The 21,596-nt window shown below is 73.2% G+C and carries 21 protein-coding genes, 1 tRNA gene and 1 pseudogene; 13 read left to right on the top strand and 10 right to left on the bottom strand.

Annotated elements, in window-relative coordinates:
- The first annotated feature begins 8 nt into the window (after nucleotides 1-8).
- The gene (locus tag AB0O40_RS23660) at nucleotides 9-533 is read left to right on the top strand and encodes a ricin-type beta-trefoil lectin domain protein (RefSeq protein ID WP_365045101.1); all 525 of its coding nucleotides are present in this window, start codon (nucleotides 9-11) and stop codon (nucleotides 531-533) included.
- Nucleotides 534-628: 95 nt separating this feature from the next.
- On the opposite strand, the pseudogene AB0O40_RS23655 reads toward AB0O40_RS23660, so the two are convergent.
- Together AB0O40_RS23655 and AB0O40_RS23650 are read right to left on the bottom strand one after the other, a co-directional pair.
- Nucleotides 629-709: pseudogene (locus tag AB0O40_RS23655) on the bottom strand (Uma2 family endonuclease); the annotation flags it as partial.
- Nucleotides 710-770: 61 nt separating this feature from the next.
- Nucleotides 771-2,369 (bottom strand): beta-N-acetylhexosaminidase, encoded by a 1,599-nt coding sequence (locus AB0O40_RS23650; protein WP_365045098.1) that lies wholly within the window; start codon nucleotides 2,367-2,369, stop codon nucleotides 771-773.
- Nucleotides 2,370-2,611: 242 nt separating this feature from the next.
- On the opposite strand from AB0O40_RS23650, the gene AB0O40_RS23645 reads away from it, so the two are divergent.
- On the top strand, nucleotides 2,612-2,890 hold the full coding sequence (locus AB0O40_RS23645) for a hypothetical protein (RefSeq protein ID WP_365045158.1): 279 nt from the start codon (nucleotides 2,612-2,614) through the stop codon (nucleotides 2,888-2,890).
- 140 nt (nucleotides 2,891-3,030) lie between these two features.
- Nucleotides 3,031-4,848 carry a glutamine--fructose-6-phosphate transaminase (isomerizing) gene (glmS, locus tag AB0O40_RS23640; protein WP_365045095.1) on the top strand — a complete coding sequence of 606 codons (1,818 nt, stop codon included), beginning with the start codon at nucleotides 3,031-3,033 and terminating at the stop codon, nucleotides 4,846-4,848.
- Between the two features lie 101 nt (nucleotides 4,849-4,949).
- Here the strand turns inward: glmS and AB0O40_RS23635 are convergent, their stop codons facing one another.
- On the bottom strand, nucleotides 4,950-5,522 hold the full coding sequence (locus AB0O40_RS23635; protein WP_365045092.1) for a GPR1/FUN34/YaaH family transporter: 573 nt from the start codon (nucleotides 5,520-5,522) through the stop codon (nucleotides 4,950-4,952).
- Between the two features lie 101 nt (nucleotides 5,523-5,623).
- Entirely contained in the window at nucleotides 5,624-6,151 is a 528-nt protein-coding gene (locus AB0O40_RS23630) for a universal stress protein (protein ID WP_365045089.1), read from the bottom strand.
- Nucleotides 6,152-6,444: 293 nt separating this feature from the next.
- Between AB0O40_RS23630 and AB0O40_RS23625 the strand changes: the two genes are divergently transcribed.
- The 4 genes from AB0O40_RS23625 (at nucleotide 6,445) to AB0O40_RS23610 (ending at nucleotide 9,168) form a co-directional block, all read left to right on the top strand.
- The gene (locus tag AB0O40_RS23625) at nucleotides 6,445-6,738 is read left to right on the top strand and encodes a hypothetical protein (RefSeq protein WP_365045086.1); all 294 of its coding nucleotides are present in this window, start codon (nucleotides 6,445-6,447) and stop codon (nucleotides 6,736-6,738) included.
- 376 nt (nucleotides 6,739-7,114) lie between these two features.
- The gene (locus AB0O40_RS23620; RefSeq protein ID WP_365045084.1) at nucleotides 7,115-8,266 is read left to right on the top strand and encodes a helix-turn-helix domain-containing protein; all 1,152 of its coding nucleotides are present in this window, start codon (nucleotides 7,115-7,117) and stop codon (nucleotides 8,264-8,266) included.
- 76 nt (nucleotides 8,267-8,342) lie between these two features.
- On the top strand, nucleotides 8,343-8,945 hold the full coding sequence (orn, locus tag AB0O40_RS23615) for an oligoribonuclease (protein ID WP_365045082.1): 603 nt from the start codon (nucleotides 8,343-8,345) through the stop codon (nucleotides 8,943-8,945).
- Nucleotides 8,946-9,095: 150 nt separating this feature from the next.
- Nucleotides 9,096-9,168 (top strand) — tRNA-His (locus AB0O40_RS23610).
- Between the two features lie 60 nt (nucleotides 9,169-9,228).
- On the opposite strand, the gene AB0O40_RS23605 is transcribed toward AB0O40_RS23610, so the two are convergent.
- Nucleotides 9,229-10,260 carry a LacI family DNA-binding transcriptional regulator gene (locus tag AB0O40_RS23605; RefSeq protein ID WP_365045079.1) on the bottom strand — a complete coding sequence of 344 codons (1,032 nt, stop codon included), beginning with the start codon at nucleotides 10,258-10,260 and terminating at the stop codon, nucleotides 9,229-9,231.
- Nucleotides 10,261-10,390: 130 nt separating this feature from the next.
- Here AB0O40_RS23605 and AB0O40_RS23600 point away from each other — a divergent pair, with 130 nt between their 5' ends.
- The 4 genes from AB0O40_RS23600 to AB0O40_RS23585 all read left to right on the top strand — a co-directional run bounded on the left by AB0O40_RS23600 (nucleotide 10,391) and on the right by AB0O40_RS23585 (nucleotide 14,938).
- The gene (locus AB0O40_RS23600; protein ID WP_365045076.1) at nucleotides 10,391-11,701 is read left to right on the top strand and encodes an ABC transporter substrate-binding protein; all 1,311 of its coding nucleotides are present in this window, start codon (nucleotides 10,391-10,393) and stop codon (nucleotides 11,699-11,701) included.
- 71 nt (nucleotides 11,702-11,772) lie between these two features.
- Nucleotides 11,773-12,675, top strand: coding sequence for a sugar ABC transporter permease (locus AB0O40_RS23595; protein WP_365045155.1), 903 nt, complete (start codon nucleotides 11,773-11,775; stop codon nucleotides 12,673-12,675).
- A complete protein-coding gene (locus tag AB0O40_RS23590; protein ID WP_365045073.1) occupies nucleotides 12,672-13,514 on the top strand; it encodes a carbohydrate ABC transporter permease in 843 nt (280 codons plus the stop codon). Before AB0O40_RS23595 ends, AB0O40_RS23590 begins: the two co-directional genes overlap by 4 nt.
- Complete coding sequence (locus tag AB0O40_RS23585; protein WP_365045070.1) at nucleotides 13,511-14,938, top strand: GH1 family beta-glucosidase; 1,428 nt, start codon at nucleotides 13,511-13,513, stop codon at nucleotides 14,936-14,938. Before AB0O40_RS23590 ends, AB0O40_RS23585 begins: the two co-directional genes overlap by 4 nt.
- A 10-nt stretch (nucleotides 14,939-14,948) precedes the next feature.
- Here the strand turns inward: AB0O40_RS23585 and AB0O40_RS23580 are convergent, their stop codons facing one another.
- The gene (locus AB0O40_RS23580; protein ID WP_365045067.1) at nucleotides 14,949-15,911 is read right to left on the bottom strand and encodes a trypsin-like peptidase domain-containing protein; all 963 of its coding nucleotides are present in this window, start codon (nucleotides 15,909-15,911) and stop codon (nucleotides 14,949-14,951) included.
- A gap of 330 nt (nucleotides 15,912-16,241) precedes the next feature.
- Here AB0O40_RS23580 and AB0O40_RS23575 point away from each other — a divergent pair, with 330 nt between their 5' ends.
- Complete coding sequence (locus AB0O40_RS23575) at nucleotides 16,242-17,543, top strand: MFS transporter (protein ID WP_365045064.1); 1,302 nt, start codon at nucleotides 16,242-16,244, stop codon at nucleotides 17,541-17,543.
- 66 nt (nucleotides 17,544-17,609) lie between these two features.
- On the opposite strand, the gene AB0O40_RS23570 is transcribed toward AB0O40_RS23575, so the two are convergent.
- From AB0O40_RS23570 to AB0O40_RS23555, 4 genes are all read right to left on the bottom strand, one after another.
- Nucleotides 17,610-18,245, bottom strand: coding sequence for a disulfide bond formation protein B (locus AB0O40_RS23570; protein WP_365045061.1), 636 nt, complete (start codon nucleotides 18,243-18,245; stop codon nucleotides 17,610-17,612).
- Between the two features lie 12 nt (nucleotides 18,246-18,257).
- Complete coding sequence (locus tag AB0O40_RS23565) at nucleotides 18,258-18,422, bottom strand: DUF5993 family protein (protein WP_365045058.1); 165 nt, start codon at nucleotides 18,420-18,422, stop codon at nucleotides 18,258-18,260.
- Between the two features lie 93 nt (nucleotides 18,423-18,515).
- Nucleotides 18,516-19,943 (bottom strand): HAMP domain-containing sensor histidine kinase, encoded by a 1,428-nt coding sequence (locus tag AB0O40_RS23560; protein ID WP_365045055.1) that lies wholly within the window; start codon nucleotides 19,941-19,943, stop codon nucleotides 18,516-18,518.
- 202 nt (nucleotides 19,944-20,145) lie between these two features.
- The gene (locus tag AB0O40_RS23555; RefSeq protein WP_365045052.1) at nucleotides 20,146-20,835 is read right to left on the bottom strand and encodes a response regulator transcription factor; all 690 of its coding nucleotides are present in this window, start codon (nucleotides 20,833-20,835) and stop codon (nucleotides 20,146-20,148) included.
- 79 nt (nucleotides 20,836-20,914) lie between these two features.
- Here AB0O40_RS23555 and AB0O40_RS23550 point away from each other — a divergent pair, with 79 nt between their 5' ends.
- Nucleotides 20,915-21,448: a hypothetical protein gene (locus AB0O40_RS23550; RefSeq protein ID WP_365045049.1), complete on the top strand. Its 534-nt coding sequence runs from the start codon at nucleotides 20,915-20,917 to the stop codon at nucleotides 21,446-21,448.
- Nucleotides 21,449-21,596: the final 148 nt, after the last annotated feature.

Below are 21,596 nucleotides of genomic sequence, written 5' to 3'. Positions count from 1 at the left end.
AGACCTTCATGCGCAAGCGCCTCGCCGCGATCCTGACCGCCGTCTCGGCGGTGGCCGGTCTGGCCCTCGCCGCCACGCCCGCCCAGGCGGCGAACCGGTACGGCATCGAGATCGACAACCCCGACGGCTACTGCCTGGACGTCCCCAACAGCAACTTCACCCCGGGCACCCCGCTCCAGGCGTGGACCTGCAACCACACCGACGCCCAGCGGTGGAACCTGGTCCACACGGGCAGCCACTACATCCAGATCCAGTCCGCCGCGCACCCGGACCTGTGCCTGAACAACCAGTACGGCCGCGACCACACCGGGGACCGGATCCTCATCTACTACTGCAGCAACGCCGACTCGTACTTCAACACGGTCGGCGTCGACTGGAACGAGTACTGGCAGTTCCAGCCGAGCGCGTCGTCCGTCAACTGCCTCAACTACGCGGGCGGCTCCCACCAAGGCGCCTGGCTGATCCAGTACCCCTGCTCCGACCGCGACCGCAACTCCCTCTTCGACCTCTGGAACGAAGCCGTCTCCGACTGACAGCGCACGGGGGCGGGCCCACCACAAGCCCGCCCCGCCCTACTCCGGCGCCCCGCGCCTGAGGGTGGAAGCAGCGGTTGCATCCCGTGTTCGAGGAAGTCGACTGCTCGCATGTGGAAGAGCGTCTGGTGCCGCGCGAAGACCAGGCTGCCATCGAGCAGCTCCGTGTGCGCCGGGCATCGACGGTGGACCGTCCGTACGTGTGGACGTACGCGGGGCGTTGACACCACGGCCCCCTCACAGCCACGGCACCTCCGCCGAGCGGTAGTAGCCCACGCCCAGGGACTTCAGGCGGGGGGCCTGGGTGGCCAGGCGGAGGCGGTAGGTGTCCCAGGACAGGGATGAGGCGGGGGACCAGCCGAGTTCGGCGGTGCTGATCAGGCGGGGGAAGGCCATCAGGTCGGCGTCCGCCGTGGTGGCCACCTTCTCCGTCCACAGGGCGGCCTCGACGCCCGCCACCGCCGACTCGTCGACGCCCGGGAGGTAGCGGCCCGGGTCCCATTCGTACGAGCGGCGGACCGGGACGTAGCCGGCCCACGACATCCCCGGTCCGGTCTGCGCGTCGTACTTCATGTCCAGGTACGTGCGGTCCGCCGGGGACAGGATCACCTTCGTCCCGCCCCGGACCGCCTCCGCCAGCTGCGCCTTGTCCGCCGCCGACGTCTTGTCGTGGCCCCAGTACTGGAGGACGGCCCCGGGCGCCGGCTTCGCGCCCGCCAGCTGGTGCCAGGCCAGCACCGTCTTGCCCTGCGCCGCGACCAGCTGCTGCGCCCGGGCCATGAAGGCGGCGTAGTCGGCGTGCGGGGTGGAGTACGCCTCGTCCCCGCCGATGTGCAGGTAGCGGCCCGGCGTCAGCTCGGCCACCTCCCGCAGCACGTCCGCCACGAACTCGTACGTGCGCTCCTTCGCCACGCACAGCGAGCTGAAGCCCACCTTGGTCCCGGTGTAGCGGGCCGGCGCCACGCCCGAGCAGTTCAGCTCGGGGTAGGAGGCGAGGGCGGCGTTGACGTGGCCCGGCATGTCGATCTCCGGGACCACCTCCAGGTACCGCTCCCCCGCGTACCGCACCAGCTCGCGGTAGTCGGCCTTGGTCCAGTGGCCGCCCGGGCCGCCGCCGACCTCGCTCGCCCCGCCGTAGGCGGCCAGCCGGGGCCAGGAGTCGACGGCCAGCCGCCAGCCCTGGTCGTCGGTGAGGTGCAGGTGCAGGACGTTGATCTTGTACAGCGCCAGCTGGTCCACGAACCGGCGGACCTGCGCGGGGCTGAAGTAGTGCCGGGCCAGGTCGATCATGGCCCCCCGGTAGCCGAACCGCGGGGTGTCGGCGACCGTGCCGCCCGCCACCTCCGCCGGTCCCCCGGCGGGCAGCAGCTGCCGCAGGGTCTGGGTACCGCGGAAGAGGCCGGCGGGCCGGTGGGCGGTGACCACCACCCCGTCCTCGTCGGCGGCCAGCCGGTACCCCTCCTCCCCGTACGCCCCGGCCGCCGGGTCCAGCCGGAGCCGGATCCCGTCCCCGGCGCCGGGCGCGTCGGTCCCGGCGACCTTCAGCGGCAGCCCGGTCTCCGGCCGCAGCGCCGCCGCCAGCAGCTCGCCCACGCCCCGGGCGGCCGCGGACCCGGCGGTGGTCCGGATCACCGTGCCCGTGCCGAGCCGGTAGCCGGGGCCGCCGGGGGCCGTCCGGGCGGGGGCCGGGACGATCCGCTCGTACGGGGGGAGCGCCGCGGCCCGGGCCCGGTCCGCGGACCCGGACCCCGCGGCGGTGGCCGCACCCGCACCGGCGGCCGATCCGGTCAGGACCGTGCAGACCAGCAGGGCGCCGAGGACGCGCAGGAGTCTCATGGCCCCAGATATAGGGCACCGGCCGGCCCCGGGGCGCCCCCGGACCGCCGCGGAGCTGCCGAAACCATCCGGAAGGAGGGAGTCCACGTCCGGTCACCACCGCCCGGGACCATCCACCCACCGCCCCTTTCCTGCCGATTCTCGACGGAATTACGGATTCCATTGGTCCGTACCTACGCGATCCTGCCCGATATCGGGCAGGAATGTTGCGTTCCGCCGTGACCAACCCGCAATATCTACGGGTGCTCGATCGCCGCCCGTCGTCTCACGACGACCTCGTCGACCACCTGGTGCGCAGCACCGCGCTCCAGCGCGGCGAAGCCGCCCGGGTGGTGCTCGACGTGCTGGCGTACTTCGACGAGACGACCGAGGAGTTCGTCCGCCGCCGCCACCGCGAGCTGCAGGCGGGCGGCTCGGTGAACGCGGAGATCTTCGAGCGCATCGCGGCCGAGCTGCCGCACCGCGCCGTGGCGCCGCCGGAGCTGTCCCTCCGGCAGTTGCGCCGCATCGTCTACGGCTGACCGGCCGGACGACGCGGACCACAGGACACACGGACAGACGGACAGACGGACAAGCAGGACGCGGCCCCACGAACGGCCGCTCGGCTCGACCGCCCCCGACCAGGGGGCACACCCGGAACGACGGAGGGGATTCAGACTTCATGTGCGGAATCGTCGGATACATCGGCAAGCGTGACGTGGCTCCGCTGCTGCTCGAAGGCCTGCAGCGGCTCGAGTACCGCGGCTACGACTCGGCGGGCATCGTCGTCAACAGCCCCAAGACGCCGGCCCTGAAGGTCGTCAAGGCCAAGGGCCGCGTCCGCGAGCTGGAGTCCCGCGTCCCCAAGCGCTTCGCGGGCACCACCGGCATCGCGCACACCCGCTGGGCCACCCACGGCGCGCCGAGCGACATCAACTCGCACCCGCACCTGGACCCGGAGAACAAGGTCGCCGTGGTCCACAACGGCATCGTCGACAACGCCGCCGAGCTGCGCGTCAAGCTCGAGGCCGACGGCGTGGTCTTCGCCTCGGAGACCGACACCGAGGTCATCACCCACCTGGTGGCCCGCTCCCAGGCCGACTCCCTGGAGGAGAAGGTCCGCGAGGCGCTGAAGAACATCGACGGCACCTACGGCATCGCCGTGATGCACGCCGACTTCCCCGACCGCATCGTGGTGGCCCGCAACGGCTCCCCGGTGGTCCTGGGCATCGGCGAGAAGGAGATGTTCGTCGCCTCCGACGTGGCCGCGCTGATCTCCCACACCCGCCAGGTCGTCACCCTCGACGACGGCGAGATGGCCACTCTGAAGGCCGACGACTTCCGCACCTACACGACCTCGGGCACCCGCACCAACGCCACCCCCGAGACCGTCGAGTGGGAGGCCGCCTCGTACGACATGGGCGGCCACGACACGTACATGCACAAGGAGATCTCCGAGCAGCCCGACGCGGTCGACCGCGTGCTGCGCGGCCGGATCGACGAGAAGTTCTCCACCGTGCACCTGGGCGGCCTGAACCTGGACGCCCGCGAGGCCCGCGGCATCCGCCGCGTGAAGATCCTCGGCTGCGGCACCTCGTACCACGCCGGCATGATCGGCGCCTCGCTGATCGAGGGCCTGGCCCGGATCCCCGCGGACGCCGAGCCGGCCTCCGAGTTCCGCTACCGCAACCCGGTCGTGGACCCCGACACCCTGTACATCGCCGTCTCCCAGTCCGGTGAGACGTACGACGTGCTGGCCGCGGTGCAGGAGCTCAAGCGCAAGGGCGCCCGCGTCCTCGGCGTGGTCAACGTGGTCGGCTCCGCGATCGCCCGCGAGGCGGACGGCGGCGTCTACGTGCACGCCGGCCCCGAGGTGTGCGTGGTCTCCACCAAGTGCTTCACCAACACGGTGGTGGCCTTCGCGCTGCTCGCCCTGCACCTGGGCCGGATCCGCGACCTGTCGGTGGCCGACGGCAAGCGGATCATCGAGGGCCTGCGCAAGCTCCCCGCCCAGATCCAGGAGGTCCTGGACGGCGAGGAGGACATCAAGAAGCTGGCCGCCGAGTACGCCGAGGCCAAGTCGATGATGTTCATCGGCCGGGTCCGCGGCTACCCGGTCGCCCTGGAGGCCTCCCTCAAGCTGAAGGAGATCTCCTACATCCACGCCGAGGCGTACCCGGCCTCCGAGCTCAAGCACGGCCCGCTGGCCCTGATCGAGCCGGCCATGCCGACCGTCGCCATCGTCCCGGGCGACTCCCTGCTGGAGAAGAACCGCGCCGCCCTCGAGGAGATCAAGGCCCGCAGCGGCCGGATCCTCGCGGTCGCGCACCAGGAGCAGGAGCGCGCCGACCACACCATCGTGGTCCCGAAGAACGAGGACGAGCTGGACCCGATCCTGATGGGCATCCCGCTCCAGCTGCTGGCGTACCACACCGCCCTGCACCTGGGCCGGGACATCGACAAGCCGCGCAACCTGGCGAAGTCCGTCACCGTCGAGTAGTCGCGACGGTGGACGAGGAACGGCCCCCACGGAGCACCAGGCTCCGTGGGGGCCGTTCCCTTTTCCGTGCCGCCGGCCCTTCGGCCGGCCGGCCTGCGGACTCAGCTCGCTGCCACCGCCCCGCGGCCGGAAGCCTTCTTGCCGAGTGCCGTGGGCCAGCTGGCGAGTGCGGCCGTGGCGCCGTACCAGGCGAGCAGGCCCGCGACGGCGGCGACCCAGCCGCCGACCTTCGCCAGCCCGCTGCTGTCCGCGAACGCGGAGACCGCCAGCAGGAGGAGGGAGAGGAACTGCAGGGCGTAGAAGCCCTGACTGAAGAGTCCGCCCGGTGCCGCGGCCGCGAGGGTCAGGGCGACGAGGGCGAACAGGACCAGAAACGTTCCGGCAGCGTCGGCGGAGGACTTGCCGCCCGCGGCGTTGGCCCAGGTGAACCAGAAGGCGCCGAGCCCGGCGAAGGCGGTGCCGTTGAAGCCGTTGCCACCGCGGTACTCGAGGATGCCCAGGACGAACAGGGCGAGACCGCCGACGTACGTGGCGAGAGAGACGGAGTCGGCCACGGACACGCCGTCGATGACGCCGGTGTTGCCGATGCCGAACGCGAGAAGGGTGAGTCCCAGGGCCATGTGGCCGAGGGTCGACGTGCTGGCCTTGCTCCCGGCGGAGACGTCACTGTCCACGGCGGGCTCCCTTCGATCTGCAGTTGTCTGCTGCTACCGACCTGCTGCTACCCAGCGACATTTATGTTCCCTTCACAAAGGAACAATGCACCCATCAGGGGTCACGGAATGACAACAACCGGTCGCTGTGCGCGTTTGGCCAGCCTGCCCGCCACCGAGCCGAAGATCCGGCCGACGATGCCGTGGGTGGAGCCCACCACGATGGCGTCGGCGGAGTACTCCCGGCCGACCTCCTCGAGTTCGTGGCAGATGTCGCCGCCCCGCTCGACCAGGATCCAGGGCACCTCAGCCAGGTAGTCGGCACAGGCCAGCTCCAGGCCGAGCACTTCGGTGCGGTGGTCGGGGACGTCGACGAAGACCGGGGGCTCGCAGCCCGCCCAGACGGTCGTGGGCAGCCGGTTCGCCACGTGGACGATGATCAGACCGGAGCCGGAGCGCTTGGCCATGCCGATGGCGTAGGCGAGGGCGCGCTCGCTGGAGGTGGAGCCGTCGAAGCCCACCACGACGCCGTGCCGGAAGGCCGGATCGCAGGGATGGCGCGCCTCTTCGACCGCTCGGAGGTCCGCCGCGGAATCGGCGACCTGCTTGCGCTTGCGGCTCGCGGGTTCGGGGAATTCGTGACCGGCCATGGGTGTCTCGGCGAAGAGTGTCCTAGTGGAGGCAACAGAGGGTGACGAAGCTGTGTCCGGGAATCATCTTCCCAAGCCCATACCCCCAAGGGTACGGCGACACTCATTCCCTGCACAGGGCCGTCCGCCCCTTGGGAGAGCGTCCCCCGGAGCATGCCGGAGGCGGGGGCTCTTGGCAACGTCCCCTGCTCCCTACAGTCAGTGACGAGCCACCCGCTCGGACAGTGACCACGACCTCACGCGCGGCGTTGGACAAGGGTCAGACCGTCCCCGAAGAGCCCTCAGGAGCCTCCGTGCCCGGTCCTCCGGTTCACCCCGTCCAGCAGTCCGCCCCGCCGACACCCGTTCACCCTTCCGGGGATCCCGCCGGTGATGTCGTACGGTGGGCCGCCTTCAGCTGTCTTCTGGTGCCCGTGGTGCTCGTGGTGTACGGCACCTCCTTCGGCGGGGCCGCGGTGGCCACGCTGGGGCTGGTGGTGGTCACCGCGGTCTGCCGGGTGCTGCTGCGCCACTCGGAGCGCAACGCCGCCCGCGTACCCACCGGTACGCCCCGGGGCCGGCACGGCGGGCACACCCCGCACGACTGACCGGTTCGCACACCCGCCCAAGGTCTGTTTTCAGCCAACTTCATTTCCGAGCACAACCCTTGGCGGAATGTCCACTTAACCCCCCTACCACCAGGGACGAAGCCCCCGAAGGGGTCCAGGGACCCCATGCGTACAGGCCACCCGCCCCCGGTCCGCTTCCCACCAAGGTCGCGGAGTGGAACGCTTCCTGATCGAATGCTTTTCGCCAAGTTGCCAAGTCGACATAGCGCTGCGTGCTGAACTTGTCACGCCGACATCACGCGACGCAGTAGATTCGATCATGTATTTACGGCGGGGGATCACGTGCAAGGCCGAGGGGAAACGTGCAGGTGCGACCAGATCAAGGAGTCGCGACACCCAAGGGGGGCTTAGCGCCATGAGCCAGGACTCCACCGTCGTCGTGGACGCGGGACGGAAGCTCGCCGGGCGCCGCCGCAGGGAAATTGTCGCGGTGCTGCTGTTCAGCGGCGGACCCATCTTCGAAAGTTCAATTCCACTCTCCGTGTTCGGCATTGACCGGCAGGACGCGGGAGTACCCCGATACCGACTGCTCGTCTGCGCGGGCGAGGAGGGGCCGCTCCGTACCACCGGCGGCCTCGAGCTCACCGCGCCGTACGGACTGGAGGCGATCGCCCGGGCAGGCACGGTCGTCGTGCCGGCCTGGCGGTCGATCACGTCACCGCCGCCTCCGGAGGCGCTGGACGCACTGCGTCTGGCGCACGAGGAGGGGGCCCGGATCGTCGGGCTGTGCACGGGAGCCTTCGTGCTCGCCGCCGCAGGCCTGCTCGACGGGCGGCCCGCGACGACGCACTGGATGTACGCGCCGACGCTGGCCAAGCGGTACCCGTCCGTCCACGTCGATCCGCGCGAGCTGTTCGTCGACGACGGCGACGTACTCACGTCCGCGGGCACCGCGGCCGGAATCGACCTGTGTCTGCACATAGTGCGGACCGACCACGGCAGCGAGGCGGCCGGGGCCCTGGCCCGCAGGCTCGTCGTCCCGCCCCGCCGCACCGGCGGGCAGGAGCGCTATCTCGACCGGTCCCTGCCGGAGGAGATCGGCGCGGACCCGCTGGCCGAGGTCGTGGCCTGGGCGCTGGAGCACCTCCACGAGCAGTTCGACGTGGAGACCCTGGCCGCCCGCGCCTACATGAGCCGGCGGACCTTCGACCGGAGGTTCCGCTCGCTCACCGGCAGTGCGCCGCTCCAGTGGCTGATCACCCAGCGGGTGCTCCAGGCACAGCGGCTGCTGGAGACCTCCGACTACTCGGTCGACGAGGTCGCCGGACGGTGCGGGTTCCGCTCCCCGGTGGCGCTGCGCGGGCACTTCCGGCGGCAGCTGGGGTCCTCCCCGGCCGCCTACCGGTCCGCGTACCGGGCGCGCCGGCCGCAGGCCGACACGTCCGCGGTCACCGAGGTGCCGATGCCCCACCAGCGCACTCCGCAGCCCCAGCGGGCGGCGGCGGCACTGGCGGCCAGCGGTCCGTCGGTGACGGAGCTGTACTCGCCCGGCCGGGCCGCGCTGTAGGCCGGGCCACCTTGTGAACCGAGGTCCCGCGGATCTGTCCACGTACGATCCGCGGGACCTCCCATAAGGTGTGTGCATGAACGATCGCATGGTGTGGATCGACTGCGAGATGACCGGGCTCTCGCTGACGGACGACGCACTTATCGAGGTGGCCGCACTGGTCACCGACTCGGAGCTGAACGTGCTCGGCGACGGCGTGGACATCGTGATCCGCCCGCCGGACGCCGCACTGGAATCCATGCCCGACGTGGTGCGCGAGATGCACACCTCTTCCGGCCTGCTCGACGAGCTCGCCGGGGGCACCACCCTCGCCGACGCCGAGGCCCAGGTCCTGGCGTACGTACGCGAGCACGTCAAGGAGCCGCGCAAGGCGCCGCTGTGCGGGAACTCGGTCGGCACCGACCGGGGCTTCCTGCTGCGCGACATGCCCGCGCTGGAGGGCCACCTGCACTACCGGATCGTGGACGTGTCCTCGGTCAAGGAGCTGGCCCGCCGCTGGTACCCGCGCGCCTACTTCAACAGCCCGCCGAAGAACGGCAACCACCGGGCGCTCGCGGACATCAAGGAGTCCATCGCCGAGCTGCGGTACTACCGCGAGGCGGTCTTCGTCCCGCAGCCGGGGCCGGACTCGGACACCGCGAAGTCCATCGCGGCCAGGCACGTCCTGCCCACCGAGTAGGACCGGCCGGCCGCGGCACGGGCGCCCCCGGGGATCCGGGGAGCGCCCGCCGCGGGGCCCGCCGCCTCCGGGCGGCGGAAACGAGGGCGCGAGCACCCCCTCCGACCCTGTACTCTTTTCCTCGGCCGGTCGGATTTCCGACCGGGCATGGTGGGTGTAGCTCAGTTGGTAGAGCACCTGGTTGTGGTCCAGGTGGCCGCGGGTTCAAGTCCCGTCACTCACCCTGGTACGAAGGCCCCGGAGCGCGCGAGCGCACCGGGGCCTTCGGCGTTCCGCCACCCGCTCAGGACGAGGCCCGGACCACCAGCTCCGTCGGGAGCACGACCCTGGGCCGGTCCGCCGCCGGCCCCCCCGCGATCTGCTCGAGGAGCAGCCGCGCCATGGCCCGGCCCATCTCCTCGATCGGCTGCCGGACGCTGGTCAGCGGCGGTTCCATGTGCCGGGCCACCACCGAGTCGTCGAAGCCCACCAGCGCCACGTCCTCGGGTATCCGGCGGCCGGCCGCCCGCAGCTCCTGCCGGGCGCCGGCGGCCATCACGTCCGAGGCGGCGAAGACGGCGTCCAGGTCCGGCCGGCGCGCCAGCAGCTCGGCCATCGCCCGCCGGCCGCCGTCCTCGGTGAAGTCCCCCTCGCACACCAGCAGCTCGTCCGGGGGCAGCCCGGCGGCCGCCAGGGCCCCCCGGTAGCCGGCCAGCCGGCACTGGGCGCCGTACACGTCCAGCCGGCCGGTGATGGTGGCTATCCGGCGGCGGCCGCGGGCCAGCAGGTGCCGGACCGCCTCGGTGGCGCCCGCGGTGTTGTCGGAGTCCACGCTGGCCAGCGGCTCGGCCGCGGACCGCCGGCCGCTGACCACCGCGGGGATGCCCAGCTCGGCCAGCAGGTCGGGCAGCGGGTCGTCGGCGTGCACGGAGACCAGCAGGACCCCGTCCACCCGGTGCGCGGCGAGGTACTGGGCCAGCCGGCGGCGCTCGCGGTCGCTGCCGGCGAAGGTGAGCAGCAGCTGGAGCTCGGTCTCGGCGAGGGCGGCGCCGACCCCGCGCAGCACCTCGGAGAAGTACGGCTCGGCGAAGAAGCGGGACTCCGGCTCGGGGACCACCAGCGCGATGGCATCCGTGCGGTTGGCGGCCAGGGCGCGGGCCGCGCGGTTGGGTACGTACCCCAGCTCGGCCACGGCGGCCTCCACCGCCGCACGGGTGGCGTCGCTGACCTTCGAGGAGCCGTTGACCACGCGGGAGACCGTGCCCCGGCCCACTCCGGCCCGCGCGGCGACCTCCTCGAGGGTCGGCCGTCCCCCGCTGCGCCCCTGAACGTTCATGGCTGCCTCCCTGAGGGGAAATCTAGTCCCCCAGCCCCGAACAACCGGTCGAGGAGGTCCGTGCGGGACCCCTTGACGCCCCGTGGGAGCGCTCCCACACTGTGGCACACATCGCTCAGGGAGGAAACGCATGCGCTCCAGAACGAGAACCGCCCTCATCGCCGCCCTGCTGGGGACCGCCCTGCTGACGGCCGGCTGCGCCGAGGACGGCGGCTCCGCCCGCGGCTCCGGCAACGGCGGGGCCAAGGGCAGGACCACGATCACGGTCGGCGTCTTCGGGGCCTTCGGCCTCCAGGAGGCCGGGCTCTACGACACCTACTCGGCCCAGCACCCGGACGTGGTGATCAAGCAGACCTCGATCGAGCGCAACGAGAACTACTACCCCCAGCTCCTCACCCACCTGGGGACCGGCAGCGGCCTGGCCGACATCCAGGCCGTCGAGGTCAACAACATCGCCGAGATCACCGCCACCCAGGCCGACAAGCTGGTCGACCTGGGCCGGACCCCGGGCGTGGACCGGGCCGCCTTCCTGCCGTGGAAGTGGGCCCAGGGCAGCACCGCGGACGGCCGCACGGTGGGGCTGGGCACCGACATCGGCCCCCAGGGCATCTGCTACCGCAAGGACCTGTTCGCGGCGGCCGGGCTGCCCACCGACCGGGCCGCGGTGGGCGCGCTGTGGGCCGGCGACTGGGCGAAGTACCGCGCGGCCGGCGAGCGCTACAAGGCCAAGGCGCCGGCCGGGAAGGCGTTCGTGGACTCGGCCTCCGGGGTGATGGCGGCCGTCACCGGCTCCAGCGCCCGGCGCTACTACGACGACGCGGGCAAGGTCGTCTACAAGACCAACCCGGCCGTCCGGGGCGCCTTCGACCTGGCCGCGTCCTTCGCGACCGGGGGGCTCAGCGCCCGGCTCCAGCAGTTCACCCCGAACTGGGACCAGGGCTTCTCCAACGGCTCCTTCGCCACCGTCTCCTGCCCGGCCTGGATGCTCGGCTACATCCAGGACAAGGCCGGTCCGGCCGGCAAGGACAAGTGGGACGTGGCGGCGGCCCCGCTGCCCAGCAACTGGGGCGGCTCCTTCCTGGTCGTGCCCAAGGCCGGCAAGCACGCCGAGGAGGCGGCGAAGCTCGCGGCCTGGCTGACCGCGCCCGCGCAGCAGGCCGTCCTCTTCGCCAAGCGCGGCAGCTTCCCCAGCGCCAAGGCCGCCTACGCGCTGCCGGCGGTGGCCGGGGCGAAGCACCCGTACTTCGGTGACGCGCCCATCGGGGAGATCTTCGCGAAGGCGGCGGAGGGCATCCCGGTGACGGTGGTGGGCCCGAAGGACCTGGTCATCGCCCAGAACCTGGCCGACGTCGGGATGCTCCAGATCGACCAGAAGGGCCGGAGCGCCGACCAGGGCTGGCGGGCGGCGGTGGCCGCCATCGACAACGCCCTCGACCAGTGAGCGCACCGTCCACGGCGCAGCGGCCCGCGCTCGCCTCCCGGCCCGCGGCCGGGCGGCGGGCGCCCGGCCGGGTGCGCGGGGCCGGGCGCTGGGCCCCGTACGGCTACCTCGCGCCGTTCTTCCTCTTCTTCGCGGCCTTCGGGCTCTTCCCGCTGCTCTACACCGGCTGGGCGGCGCTGCACCAGGTGGAGCTCACCGACCCGTCGACGATGACGTGGGTGGGGCTGCGGAACTTCACCCGGCTGTGGGACGACGCGTTCTTCTGGAACGCGCTGCGCAACACCGTCACCATCGGGCTGCTGTCGACCGTGCCGCAGCTGCTCGTCGCCCTGTGGATCGCGCACCTGCTCAGCCACCGGCTGCGCGGCTCGGCCTTCTTCCGGGTCGCGGTGCTCACCCCGTACGCCACCTCGGTCGCGGCGGCCACGCTGGTCTTCGTGCTGCTCTTCGGGCGGGACTACGGGATGGTCAACTGGGCGCTGGGGGCCCTCGGGATCGGCCCGGTGGACTGGCAGAACGGCACCCTCGCCTCCCAGGCGGCGGTCTCCACGATCGTGATCTGGCGGTGGACCGGCTACAACGCCCTGATCTACCTGGCGGCCATGCAGTCGGTGCCGGCCGAGCTGTACGAGTCGGCGGAGCTGGACGGGGCCTCGCGCTGGCAGCAGTTCCGGCACGTGACGCTGCCCGGGCTGCGCCACACGATCCTGTTCACCTGCGTGGTCTCCACGATCGGCGCCACCCAGCTCTTCGGGGAGCCCCTGCTCTTCAACGGCAGCGCGGGGGCCACCGGCGGGGCGGACCACCAGTTCCAGACCCTCGGGCTGTACCTGTACGAGCAGGGCTGGGTGAACCTGCACCTGGGCCGGGCCTCGGCGATCGCCTGGGCGATGTTCCTGATCCTGCTGCTGGTCGGCGCGGTGAACTGGGCGCTGGCGCGGTGGCTGCGGCGCGGCGAGGGGGCGGCCCGATGAGCGCGCGCGGGACCGGGGCGGAGCGCCGGCCGGGGAAGCTGACGTACGCCGTGCTGGCGCTGTTCGCGCTCGGATCGCTCTTCCCGCTGGTGTGGACGGCGGTGGCGGCCTCCCGGGACAACACCCGGCTGGCCCAGACCCCGCCGCCGTTCTGGTTCGGGAGCAACCTGTGGGGCAACCTGTCGGTGGCCTGGCACGAGGCGAACATGGGCACGGCCCTGCTCAACACCACCGTGGTGGCCGGATCGGTGGCGGCCGGCACGGTGCTCTTCTCGACCCTGGCCGGCTTCGCCTTCGCCAAGCTGCGCTTCCGGGGCCGCGGGCCGCTCCTGCTGCTGGTGATCGGCACGATGATGGTGCCGCCCCAGCTGAGCGTCGTACCGCTGTACATGCTGATCGCCCGGCTCCAGTGGACGGACCACCTCCAGGCGGTGGTGCTGCCGACGCTGGTCTCGGCCTTCGGGGTGTTCTTCATGCGGCAGTACCTGATGGAGGCCCTGCCCGGGGAGCTGATCGAGGCGGCCCGGGTGGACGGCGCGGGGGCCCTGCGGCTGGTGTGGCACGTGGTCTTCCCGGCGGCCCGGCCGGCGATGGCGGTGCTCGGGATGCTGACCTTCGTGATGGCCTGGAACGACTTCTTCTGGCCGGTGATCGCGCTGACCCAGCAGGGCAGCCCCACCGTGCAGGTGGCCCTGACGGGCCTGGGCCGGGGCTTCATCCCCGACCAGTCGGTGATCATGGCGGGCGCCCTCCTCGGCACCCTGCCGCTGCTACTCGTCTTCGTCCTCTTCGGCCGGCAGATCGTCGGCGGGATCATGCAGGGAGCGGTGAAGGGATGACTCAGGTGAACGACCCGGTGCGGTTCCCGGCGGGGTTCCGGTGGGGGGCGGCCACGGCGGCGTACCAGATCGAGGGCGCGGTCCACGAGGACGGGCGGGCACCGTCGGTCTGGGACACCTTCTGCCGGACCCCCGGGAAGGTGGCCGGTGGGGACACCGGGGACGTGGCGGTGGACCACTACCACCGGTGGCGCTCCGACCTGGGGCTGCTGGCCGAGCTGGGGGTGGACGCGTACCGCTTCTCGGTCTCCTGGCCGCGCGCGGCCACGGAGCGCGGCCTGGGCTTCTACGACCGGCTGGTGGACGGGCTGCTGGCGCAGGGCACGGCCCCGCACGTGACGCTGTACCACTGGGACCTCCCCCAGGAGGCCGAGGACGCGGGCGGCTGGCCGGCCCGGGAGACGGCGTACGCCTTCGCCGAGCACGCGGGCCGGGTGGCGAAGGTGCTGGGCGACCGGGTGGAGCTGTGGACCACCCTCAACGAGCCCTGGTGCGTGGCCTTCCTCGGGTACGCCTCGGGGGTGCACGCGCCCGGCCGCACGGACCCGGTGGCGGCGCTGCGGGCGGCCCACCACCTCAACCTGGCGCACGGGCTGGCCGCCGGGGCGCTGCGCGAGGCGCTGCCCGCAGGGGCCCGGATCGGGATCGCGCTCAACCCGAGCGTGGTGCGCCCGCTGACCGGCTCGGCGGCCGACGCGGACGCGGCGCGCCGGATCGACGCGCTGGCCAACCGGATCTTCACCGGGCCGCTGCTGGGCGGCGGGTACCCGGACGACCTGCGGGCGGACACCGCGGGGCTGACGGACTGGTCGTTCGTCCGGCCCGGGGACGAGGCCACGGTCCGGGCGCCGGGCCTCGACTTCCTGGGCGTCAACTACTACACCCCGGCGCTGGTCTCGGCGGCGGCCGGCCCGGCGGTCCGCTCGGACGGCCACGGCTCCTCGGCGCACTCGCCCTGGCCCGCGGCCGAGGGGGTCTCCTTCCACCAGCCGCCGGGCGAACGCACCGCGATGGGCTGGTCGGTGGACCCGAGCGGCCTGTACGACCTGCTGATGCGCTGCGCCCGGGAGGCGCCGGGGCTGCCGCTGATGGTCACCGAGAACGGCGCCGCGTACGAGGACGCCGTCGGCCCCGGCGGCGAGGTGCACGACCCGGAGCGGATCCGCTACCTGCACGGGCACCTGGCGGAGCTGGCCCGGGCGATCGGCGACGGGGCCCCGGTGACCGGGTACTACCTGTGGTCCCTGCTGGACAACTTCGAGTGGTCCTACGGCTATGCGAAGCGCTTCGGGCTGTACCACGTGGACTACGCCACCCAGCGGCGCACTCCGAAGTCCAGCGCCCGCTGGTACGCCCGGCTGGCCCGGACGGGCGTCCTCCCGCCCCCGGAGCGGGAGCGGGAGGACGGGGGGCGCACGGGCTGAGGGGCGGTGGTCAGGTGACGCCGCCCTGGGCGTCGAGCATGCCCTTGACGGCGTCGTCGAAGTACGAGCTCTTGTTCCAGCCGTCGGAATTGACCGTGCTGGTCACGCCGTTGACCGCGCCGAGGCCGTTGGCGTCGTTGTACTCGCGCAGCCAGGGTCCGCCACTGGAGCCGCCGCCGAAGTTGCACTTGATCTGGATCTTGCCGTCGAAGACGGAGACCTGCTGGGTGGTGCCCTGGCACCACCACTGGATCTCGCCGCCGGCGTTGTTGCCCGGGTAACCGAGCACGGTCACGGCCTGGTTGCGGGAGTAGTTCCAGCTCAGGCCGTGGCCGCCGGTGACGTTGACGACCTTGTTGCCGTTCAGCGGCCAGGTGGTCACCATCGCCACGTCGCGGTTCAGGTCGCTGTCGCTCATCCACGAGTTGAAGGCGCGGAACTGCTTGGCGGCGAAGGTGCCGAGCGGGCGGGCGCCGGAGCGGTAGCGGGGGACGTAGGTCCAGTTCTGCATCCAGGTGCCGCCGCGGCCTTCGTGGACGCAGTGGCCCGCGGTGATCAGCAGCTGCTTGGAGTCGCTGTTCAGGGCGCTGGCGGAGCAGACGTAGTTCAGGCCGTCGCTGGGGTCCCGGAAGAAGACCTTGCCCACCGCGGCGGACTCGTTGACCAGGATCGAGCGCGGGGCCGCGGCGGCGGGCCGGGCGGCCGGGGTGCTGCCGGGGCGCCCGGTGGGCCCGGCCGACCGGGCGCCGGGGTCCGGGCGGTCGGAGAGCCGGTCGAGCGGGATCGCGTCGCGCATCCGCTCGGGGGTCCAGTAGGCGGCCAGGGCCGCTCCGGTGTCGGGTACGGAGTGGGCGGTGGTGGCGGTGTCGGAACGGACGTCCGCCGGGGCGCTCGCCCCGGCGGAGGCCGCGCCGGTCAGGGCGAGCAGGGCGGCTGCGGCCAGTGGAAGGAGGACGGTTCGGAGCCTGCGCACGTACGCACTTCCCCTCTGTGGGTGGGTTTGCGTGACACCTGTGCCGTGGGCCCCACCGACCCTAGGGGTGTCCGCTCTGCCCCTGGCAGTCGGATTTCAGCCCTTCCGCGCCAACCAATTCACGAGCGCACGGGGCCGGCTCCCCGCACGGCGCACACGCCCCCGAGGTCGCGCGCCCCGGCGCCCACCGGCGGGCAGGCCCGGGGCCGGAAACCGGAACCGCCCCGACCTCTGCCGCGCGTGCGGACCCCGGGCTACGGTCGGCGCAACGGGCTCCACAGCGCGCCGGAGACACGGGAGGGTCGGCGTGCGGATGGAGGCTGTCCCGTCATGCGCGAACCCACCGCACCCGAATCCCCCGCACCGCAGGCCGCCGCGCCGCACACCACCACAACCGACGCAGCCGCGCCCGCCCCCGGAGCCGCCGGCCTGGGCGGGGTGTTCCGGCTGGGCGGGCCCCTGTTGCCCGTCCTGGCCTTCCTCGCCCGGCTGCCCGCCGCGCTGTGCCCCATCGGCACCCTGCTGCTGGTCAACGAACGCACCGGCATCGGGGCCGCCGGCACCGTCGCCGGGGCTCTGTGGCTGGGCCAGGCACTCGGCGGTCCGGTCGTCGGCCGGCTCGCCGACCGGCGGGGGCACCGGCCGGTGCTGCTGGCCGCCTGCGCCACCAACGCGGCCGCCCTGGCGGCCCTGGTGGCGGCGGTGCTCGGCGGACTGCCGCCGGCCGCCTCGGCCGGCCTGGCGGCCCTCGCCGGGCTCACCGTCCCGCAGATCGGCCCGCTGGCCCGGACCCGGTGGGTGCGGCTGGCCGGCCCGGACCGGGGCCTGGTCGACGCCGCCCTGTCCTTCGACACCACCCTGGACGAGGTGGGCTTCATGGTGGGCCCGGCGCTGGCCGGGGTGCTCGCCGTCACCGTGCACCCGGCCTCGGCGCTGGTGCTGGCGGCGGCCCTGATCCTGGTCTTCGGCGTGCTGTTCGCCGTACACCCCACCGCCCCCGGTCCGCAGCGGGCCGGCGGCGCCGGGGACACCGGCCCGGCCGGCAGGCTGCGGACCCCCGGGCTGGTCGTGCTCGGCACGATGGGGGTGTTGCAGGGCGCCGCCTGGAGCGGCGCCAACACCGGGGTCAACGCCCTCGCGGAAGAACTCGGCACCCCCGGTACCGCCGGGCTGGTCTGGGCCGCCATGGCGGTGACCAGTTCGGCGGCCGGCTTCGCGACGGCGGCCCGGCCCGGCCGGGCCCCGCTCGTCACGCGGCTGCGGCGGACCGTGACCGCCCAGGCCCTGCTCACCCTGCCGCTGCTCGCGGTCGGCGGGCTGGGCTGGGCGGCCCTCGCGGTGGCCGGCGTCGGGCTGGCGGTCGCCCCGCACCTGATCGCCCTGTTCGGGCTGGTGGAGCGGGTGGCCCCGGCGGCCCGGATGGCCGAGGCGATGACCGTGCTGGGCAGCGCCCTGATCGTCGGCCAGGGCCTGGCGGCCGTCGCCGCCGGGCAGTTGGCCGGGGCGCACGGCCCCCGCGCCGCCTTCGCCCTGGCCTGCGCCGCGATGGCCGCCTCGGCACTGGTGGCCCTCCGCGCCGGCGGCCTCCTGCGCGAGCCCGCCCCCGGAGGGCTCGGTTCCCAGCGCTCCTGAGCCGGCGGCCCGGCGGGGGCGGCGACGCGGCCGCCGCCGTCCGGGCGCCGGCCGTCCGGGCCCCGGTCAGCCCAGGATGCCGAGGTCGTACGGCAGTTGGTAGCGGACCGGGTCGTCCGGCAGGAACCAGTGGAAGCCCTCCTCGAAGAAGACCGCGACCAGGTTCACCGCGATCACCAGCCCGAGGAAGCCCAGCGCCACCTGCCCGACGGCCCGGTAGGGGCCGTCCTGCGGTACCGACCGGTCGGACGTCGAGTGGGCCAGCGCCATCACCAGCCCGATCGCCACCACCGAGGCCTGGAAGAGGATCCACGCCCAGACGTAGAGGTGCAGGCCGAACACCTCGCTGCCGTACCCCTTGTCACCCGGCAGGATGTGCAGCATCGTCTGCCGCCAGGAGCAGAAGGACCCGCCGATCACGGCGACCAGGGCCAGCCCCCAGCCCATCATGTAGTCCCGGCCGCCGATCAGCCCGCCGATGCCGCGCCGCACGATCACCCCGGAGCCGATCGCCGCCAGCAGCATGAACATCCGCTGCACGATGCACAGCGGACACGGGTACTCCCACTCCACGAACTGGTAGTAGAGCCCGCCGCAGACCACACCCGTCCAGCCGACGGTGAAGAAGCACGCGAACCAGTACTGGACCTTGCCCAGGAGACCGCCGTCCACCGGCGCGGCCTCGGGGAGGATGCTGCTCATCGCGGCCATGGGTCAGTAGCTCAGGTCGAGGGCGAGGCTGCTGGTGATGTGGTGGGCCATCAGCAGGATGACGGCGACCAGCATGACGAACCACGCCCCGAGCACCACCATCCGGGACGACTGCCGGTACATGGCCAGCAAGGTGGCGAGGATGCCGCCGAAGATCAGGGTGTCCATGGGCCCGGACGCTACCGAAAGTCGGACAAACGCGACCTGAGGCGCGCCACCGGCCCGGGGCTGTTTCCCCTGCTCAGGCCCAGGTACGCGGCCTCAGGCCGAGGCCCGGCGACCGCCGCCGGCACCGCGCCGGACCCGGCCGCGGTGGCCCCGTCGGCCGCGGGCCGGGGACCCGTCCCGGCCTCCGGTGCCGATCCACACCCTGACCTCCGTACCGCCCAGCACCGAGGCGCCGATCCGCAGGTCGCCGCCGGTGGACTCGGCGACCCGGCGCACGATGTCCAGGCCCAGCCCGGTCGAGCCGTCCCGGGCGCCGTCGTTGCCGCGGCGCAGGGCGGCGTCCGGGTCCGCGATGCCCGGGCCCGCGTCGGAGACCAGCACGATCACCGCGTCCCCCGCGTCGTGCACGTCCACCGCGAAGGGGGTGCCCTCCGGGGTGTGCCGGAAGACGTTGCCCAGCATGGCGTCCAGCGCGGCGGCCAGCTCCGGCCGGGCCACCGGGATCCGCACCGCCCGGTCCACCCCGGCCAGCCGCACCTCCCGGCCCTCGTCCTCGGCCAGCGCGGACCAGAAGTCCATCCGCTCCCGGATCACCTCGGAGGCGTCGCAGCCAGCGCCGGGGCGGCCCGGTCCGGTGGCCGGCCGCTGTTCGCGGGCGGTCCGGATGATGGTGTCCACCTCGCGCTCCAGCTGCGCCACCGCGGCCCGGGTCTGCTCGGCCGCCGGGCCGTCGCCCAGGGAGGCGGCGTTGAGCCGGAGCACGGTCAGCGGGGTGCGCAGCCGGTGCGAGAGGTCGGCGGCCAGCTCCCGTTCGTTGGCGAGCAGCCGCACCACCTGGTCGGCCATGGAGTTGAAGGCGGCGGCGGCCGAGCGCAGTTCCGCCGGGCCCTCCTCGGGCACCCGGGCCCCCAGCCGGCCCTCGCCCAGCTCCTGGGCCGCGTCCGCCAGCCGCTCGGCGGGCTGCACCATCCGCACGCCCAGCCGGTCGGCCACCGCCACCGAGCCGACCACCAGCGCGAGGCCCACCCCGGCCAGCACCAGCCAGGCGGTGGTCACGCCGTTGCTGACCTCGCCCTCCGGTACGTAGATCTCCACCACGGCGATGCCGCCGGAGCCGATGGCCGTGGGCTGCAGCAGCACCGAACCGCCGCCCGGCACGCCGGTGGTGGTGGCCCGGCCCAGCCGCCGGGTGTCGGCGACCTCCCGGGCGCTCGCCCAGCCCGAGCCGATGTCCACCGGGCCGCTGCCGGCCACCCCGGCGTCGGGGTCGGCCGGTACGGCGGGCACGTGGACGGCCATCCGGTTCGCGGCGCCCATCTGCGTGGAGGCGACGGCCTTGACCAGCTGGCGGCGGTCGGTGGTGATGGAGAGGGTCGGGCCGATGGCGGCGGCCTGGCGTTCGGCGTTGGAGATCGCCCGGTCCCGGGCCATCTCCTGGACGACCATCCCCAGCGGCACGGCGAAGGCGACCACCACCATCGTGGTGACCGCCAGACACACCTTGACCAGGGCCCACCTCATCGGCGCGGACCCTCGGCCGGGGTGTGCGGGGGAGCCCCTTGACCGGCCGTGGCAGGCTGGCTCGGAGGCAGGCCCGGGCCGGTGGTGGCCGAAGGCCACGGCGAAGCCGCGAAGCCACCGGGGTGGGCCTGCCGCAGGGCCTGACAGCCACGGCCGGTCAAGGGGCGGGGGACCCGCACACCCCGGCCGGGACGCCCCCCGCTCACCGCGGCGGCTCCAGCTTGACCCCGACCCCCCGCAGCGTGTGCAGGTACCGCGGCTTGGCGGCGGTCTCGCCCAGCTTGCGGCGCAGCCAGGACAGGTGGACGTCGATGGTCTGGTCGTCCCCGTACGACTGCTGCCACACCTCGGCCAGCAGCTCCCGGCGGGCCACCACCACCCCCGGCCGCCCGGCGAGGAAGGCCAGCAGGTCGAACTCCCGCCGGGTGAGGTCCAGTACCGCGCCGTCCAGCTCGGCCGAGCGGCGCAGCGGGTCGATGGCCAGCCCGCCCACCCGCAGCACCCGCGAGGGCGGCTCGGCGCCGGCCGGCACCCGGGCCCGGCGCAGCACCGCGGCCATCCGGGCCGACAGGTGCTCCACCGAGAAGGGCTTGGTCAGGTAGTCGTCCGCGCCGTCGTTGAGCAGCCGGACGATCTCGGCCTCGTCGTCCCGGGCGGTGGCGATGATCACAGGTACGTCGGTGATGCCGCGCAGCATCTTCAGCGCCTCGGCCCCGTCCAGGTCGGGCAGCCCGAGGTCCAGGATCACCACGTCGAAGCGGAGGTGCGCGACCTCGCGCAGCGCCTCCAGGGCCGTGCCGACGCTCCGCACGGTGTGGGAGGCCTCGGTCAGGTGCCGGATGAGGGCGGAACGTACGAACTGGTCGTCCTCGACCACGAGCACACTTGCCATGGCCCGCACCGTACGCCATCCGGGGGACCCTCGGGGGTGTCGGGACGGCTCTGGGGCGAGTGGTGCAGTATGTGCCGTGATGCGCAGAGGACTTGTTCATGGGGCGGCCTGGACGCTCGCCACCGGTGCGTCGGTCACGCTGTCGTGGTGGGGCGTGCACACGGTCATGGCCGGCACCGCCTACGACCCGCCGCGCGCGCTCCCGCTCACCGCGCAGACCCTGTCGTCCTCGACGTACCGGCCCGCTCCACCGCCCTCGCCCTCGGCGCCCGCGCCGCGGACCTCACCGCCCGCGACCCGTCCGGCGTCCCCGGCGCCGTCGAAGGGTTCCGACGGCCGCACCGAGCGGGACGTCCCCCCGGACACCGGCACCGACGCGGACGCGGACGCGGGCACCGTCAAGAGCTACACGGTGGACGGCGGCCGGGTCGCCTTCGACCTCGGCGCCCGCTCGGCCCGCCTGGTCAGCGCCACGCCCGCGGACGGCTGGCGCATGCAGGTATGGAAACAACCCACCTGGATCCGCGTCGCCTTCACCCGCGACGGCCACGAGGTCTCCGTCTTCTGCACCTGGCACGACCACCCACCCCTGGTGGAGACGTACACGCAGTAGCGCCCGGTGCAGCGTATCGCCGGGGGCCGGCTGGCTAGGGCCTGTCTTTCGGATCAGGTCGGATCAGCCCGAGGCGTCTGGTGCCGTGCATCGCAAGGCCGAGGAGGGAGCCACTGCGGTGGGGGCACCTCCCAGCGGTAGCTGGGGG

It is taken from the genome of Streptomyces sp. NPDC089919 (assembly GCF_040684615.1).
Classification (GTDB): Bacteria; Actinomycetota; Actinomycetes; order Streptomycetales; family Streptomycetaceae; genus Streptomyces.
The sequence above is the reverse complement of the archived record's forward strand: the minus strand, read 5'-3'. Positions and strand labels throughout refer to the sequence as shown.